Annotated in this window: 4 protein-coding genes; all 4 read left to right on the forward strand. The window is 45.1% G+C overall.

The genetic code is table 11. From position 1 onward, the window contains the following. On the forward strand, positions 1–3,352 hold a 3,352-nt coding region (locus ACEW8S_RS20500), incomplete at its 5' end, for a CusA/CzcA family heavy metal efflux RND transporter (protein ID WP_373519968.1). Between the two features lie 19 nt (positions 3,353–3,371). Further along, positions 3,372–4,604 carry an efflux RND transporter periplasmic adaptor subunit gene (locus tag ACEW8S_RS20505; RefSeq protein WP_373519969.1) on the forward strand — a complete coding sequence of 411 codons (1,233 nt, stop codon included), beginning with the start codon at positions 3,372–3,374 and terminating at the stop codon, positions 4,602–4,604. Positions 4,605–4,706: 102 nt separating this feature from the next. Further along, positions 4,707–4,865: a hypothetical protein gene (locus ACEW8S_RS20510; RefSeq protein WP_373519970.1), complete on the forward strand. Its 159-nt coding sequence runs from the start codon at positions 4,707–4,709 to the stop codon at positions 4,863–4,865. Between the two features lie 14 nt (positions 4,866–4,879). Next, the coding region (locus ACEW8S_RS20515; RefSeq protein WP_373519971.1) for a Fur family transcriptional regulator at positions 4,880–5,179 on the forward strand (300 nt) is incomplete at its 3' end.

Genomic DNA, 5,179 nt, shown 5'->3' on the forward strand with positions numbered 1-5,179 from the left:
AGTAATCTTTGTATTGGTATTGCTCTTGGGAAGTCTCCGCGGCGGCCTTATTACTGCCTCGGTAATACCACTTTCCCTGTTGTTCGCTTTTATATTGATGAAACAGTTCGGCGTATGGGCAAACCTGATGTCCCTTGGTGCGATCGATTTTGGTATTATCGTGGACGGTGCGGTAATAATCGTGGAAGGTATGGTCCTCCACATTCATCAACGAATGAAAAAATCCAAAAAACCTATGGACCAGACAGAAATGGATGAGATAGCCTACGATTCGGCAAGCACGATGATGAACTCCGCTTTTTTCGGTCAATTGATCATCCTAATTGTGTTTACTCCCATTCTTTTCTTAACGGGTGTCGAAGGGAAAATGTTCCGCCCAATGGCGTTTACCTTTGGTTTTGCGGTATTGGGGGCCATCATACTTTGTTTGACATACGTTCCGATGGCTTCCGCATTATTTCTGAAACCTGCGAAAAACCCGGACCATTGGTTCGCAAGATTTGAAAATGCCATAGATCGCTTTAGTGATAAAATAATATCAGGGCTAAATAGGGCTTACAGGCCTTTACTATCCTTTGCCCTTCGGTTTAAAGCAGGTATCATCATCGGGGCTTTGGCCCTATTGATCCTGGCCGGATTCATATTTAGCAATATGGGCGGCGAATTTATCCCAAAACTGGATGAAGGGGATATCGCAATGCAAGCATTGATAAAACCAGGTAGCAGTCTGAGCGAATCCATTGAAGTTTCGAAAAAGCTTCAAAATATTATTGGGGAATTCCCGGAAGTAAAAACGGTGATCTCCAGGATCGGGGTCTCGGAAATACCTACCGACCCGATGCCCATGGATATCGCGGATAGCTACGTAATCCTAGAAAAGGATAAAAGCAAATGGACGAGTGCGGATAGCAAGGAAGAGCTGATCGAAAAGATAAAGGAAAAAATTGCTGTTATCCCAGGTGTGAACTTTGTGTTTACGCAACCCGTAGAACTTCGTTTTAACGAACTATTGACAGGGGTCCGGGAAGATGTCGCCATAAAATTATATGGGGAAGATTTGGACGTTCTGGCCGATAAGATACAGGAAATCGCAGCGGTAATCAGAAGCGTTCCAGGCGCTGCAGACCTTAATGTAGAGGCCACCAGTGGCTTGCCTCAAATGACGGTAGCGTACAATCGGGCAAAAATGGCGCAATATGGAGTTATCATTGACAAGCTCAACGATTATGTAAGCGCAGCCTTTGCAGGGGAAACTGCCAGCGTGATTTTTGAAGGCGAAAAACGCTTTGATGTGGTCATTCGTCTGGCGAAAGAATTTAGACAGGATATCAATAGCCTAAAGAACCTATATATCGACTTGCCCAACGGTAATCAAGTTCCTTTGAAAGAGGTGGCGGATATTAGTTACAAACCGGGGCCTATGCAGATATCAAGGGACAATACGTACCGCCGAATCTCGGTAGGTGTGAACGTTAGGGGCCGTGATGTAAAATCTATGGTCGAGGAGATCCAACTGAAGCTGGATGAACAAGTTAAACTCCCACCTGGTTATTATGTTACTTATGGCGGTTCTTTTGAAAACCTTCAAAGGGCGACCGACCGATTGATGATCGTGGTGCCCATTGCGTTGGCACTCATCTTTATACTGCTGTACTTCGCCCTTGGTTCTTTCTCACAATCCGCTATGATCTATATGGCCGTGCCACTCGCGGCAATCGGTGGGGTATTTGCGCTATGGATTCGCGGGATGCCATTTAGTATCTCTGCAGGAGTAGGATTTATAGTCCTTTTCGGGGTAGCCGTACTGAACGGGCTTGTCCTTATAAATAAATTCAATGAACTTAAAGAAAATGGAATGACAAATATAAAAGACAGGATTTATGAAGCGACCCACGAGCGGTTGCGCCCTATCCTTTTAACGGCAACCGCGGCCATTATGGGCTTCATCCCGATGGCGGTCTCGACATCGGGCGGTGCGGAGGTACAACGCCCCTTGGCGACGGTCGTGATCGGAGGTCTGCTCACGGCAACCCTGTTGACCCTTGTGGTTATCCCCGTCCTCTATAATTGGCTGGAAGCCCGTAAGGAGCGTAAGGTCAACGGAAACGACCCAAGTTATGTCAACAAAAGTGCATCGATTATCGTGTTGCTCTTGAGCTTGGGAGGATTTTTAACCTCGAATACCGTGAATGCACAGGAAAATGGAATCGCGCAGACCATTGCATTGGAGGAAGCCATTGCCTTGGCCAAGGTAAATTACCCTTCCCTTAAGGAGGGCCAGGCATTCATCGAGCGTGAACGGGCGATGAAGGGTACAAGTTTCGACTTGGGCAATACCCAGGTCTTTACGGGCAAGGAAGAGGTGGGCAATGACCTGCCCGGGGTACAGACCACGATCGGTATACAGCAGGGAAATATCGATCTGCTCTCGGGGTTTTCAAAATCCAAGTTTTATAAGGAGCGTGTCCAACTCGGCGAAAAATTCTATGCCCTCAACGAACAACAGCTGGTCCGTAATGTGATGCAGGCCTATGACCGCATCAATTATAACAAGGCACAATTGCGCTTTGCGGAACAATTGGACAGTGTCTATGCCAATTTCAGAATAGCCGCGGAACTGCGTTACGATACGGGTGAAACCGGAAAACTGGAATATATTGCGGCCTCTTCGGAATATCAACAGATACAGGTGTTGCGCCAACAGGCCTATGACGATATCGAGATTGCAAAACGTGCTTTAAAGCAATATCTAGGTGTTGACCAAGAAATAGAAACGGTAGGTCTTCCCTATCGACCGATGAACTATATGTCGGTGCTGGATTCGACATCGGTAACGGACAACCCATTATTGCAGTATTCGATGCAAAATGCCGAGGTAAGCAAGGCAAACGTGGACGTAGAAAAATCACAGTTCCTGCCCAAGTTCAACCTGACCTATGGCCGGCAGGTGGTCGATGATGTATCGGGGTTCAACACCTACCAGGCGGGTATCATCATCCCGCTTTGGTTCTTTCCCCAGAAATCAAGGGTACAGGCGGCCAAGGCAGATGCAATGGTATCCGAAAACCAGTATCTGGAACAAAAGGCCATAACCGAAAGTAGGGTTTCCCAACTTTTAAAATCCTTGGAGAAGACCCAAAAGACTCTTGATTTTTACCAAGAAGGAGCTTTACTACTGGCAGATGAACAGATCTCCACGGCAGAACTGGCCTCCAGGGAAGGCGAAATCGATTATGTGAACTATATCACGATTTTGAACAGTGCCATAAGAATCAAACAAAACCACTTACAATTTATAAATCAGTATAACCAACAGGCCATTGAGCTGCAATATCAACTGGGTAATCTATAATTTAAAAAGAAAAACGGAAATGAAGAATTTAGCAATAATAAGCGCAGTATTACTAACCTTTTTGATAGTGGGCTGCAACGACAGACCCGATCCGGAATTGGGCCATAATGAAGAAAGTACAAATGCCGAAAAGATGGATGGCGAAGAAGATCCGCACGGAGAAGAAGGGGGACGCGAGGAAGAAGGCGTGGTAGAAATCTCGAGGCAACAGGCCGAAACGATCGGTCTGGAAACAAAACCTTTGGAAACCCGAAACTTGGGGAACAATATCAAGGTAACCGGAAGGCTTGAGCTTTTTCCACAGGACAGGGCCAATATTAGCCCTTTCGTAGGCGGCAATGTGCGTTCCATCAAAGTAATCGAGGGCGATAAAGTACAACAAGGAGAGGTGTTGGCCTATTTGGAACATCCCGATATTATCAGTATCCAACAGGAATTTCAGGAAAAAAACGATGAACTCGTTTTTCTTAAACAGGATTTTGAGCGCAAGCAAACCTTGTATGACAAAGGTGTATCCTCCGGGAAGGAATTTCAAATGGCCCAATCCAAATTCCGTTCCACCACATCAAGTGTCAACGGCTTAAAATCAAAATTGCAGTTATTGGGTATAAATACCAGTAAAGTAGAAGAAGGACAGATCTACTCTGCCGTACCCATTACTTCTCCAATCTCTGGTTTTGTGGATGAAGTAATGGTAAGCTTGAGGGATTATGTCGCCCCTCAAACAAAAATGTTCGGGGTAAGTGATAATTCAGAACTCCATTTGGATCTTAAAGTCTATGAAAAGGACATACCCAAGGTCCAGATAGGTCAAAAAATAATCTTTACGGTTGCCTCAAAACCTGATGAACTGTTAACGGCAGAGGTACATTCTATCGGCAAGACCTTTGAGGAAGACCCCAAAGCCTTGCACGTACACGCACATATCGATAACAAAAATGGCGACCTCTTACCGGGAATGTATGCAGAAGGAAGAATCGTTCAAGGAGAAAAATCGGGCTTCGCAGTACCCGAGGAAGCTATAGTCAAGGAAGGCGAACAGTCTTATATTTTTATTGTGGACGAAGATGAAAATCCAGAAGAAAATAGGATGAAATATAAACGGATTCCTGTGAGCACGGGGGTCAACGACCTGGGTTTTGTAGAAATAAACCTTCCTACCGGGGTTGCCGAAAATTTGAAAATAGTAACAAATGGGGCCTATACCCTTTCCTCCGAAATGGTCAAGGGCGAACTGGGGCACGATCATTAAAAATAAGCTGAATTTTATTCTGGGCCAATTCGCTGCTATTTGTCAACGGATTAAAAATGGCTCAGGCCCGGGTAAGTTCTAATTAAATAAGGTAAGTTCATTATGAAAGAAATAAAAGCGTTCGTAAAACCGAACAGGATACAAAAAGTAATCGAAAACGGCAAAACGCCCGATCCGGGCGACGGTATCATTTATCTATCCGCTATAGAGGATGCCTTTCAGGTCAAAACAGGGGAATCCTTAAAACGATTTGATCTCTAGAATACTTGGTAAAAATGGAAAAAATAGATCAAGTGCTGGAAGGCAACGGGGTTCGGCCTACGGCTATGCGGATACTCATTTATAGATATATGGCGCAAAAGGATGTTGCGTTGGCACTGACCGATATCGAAAAAGCTTTCGCGAAAGCGGAACGCACCACATTATATAGAACGATAAAGACTTTTGAAGAAAAAGGAATTGTCCACCAAATAGAGGATGGTACGGGGGTTCCTAAATATGCTCTTTGTGAACCGGGATGCAATTGCGAACTGGATCAGGACCTGCACCTACATTTTCATTGTAGCAACTGTGAC

This window comes from Pricia sp. (genome assembly GCF_041745955.1).
Classification (GTDB): Bacteria; Bacteroidota; Bacteroidia; order Flavobacteriales; family Flavobacteriaceae; genus Pricia.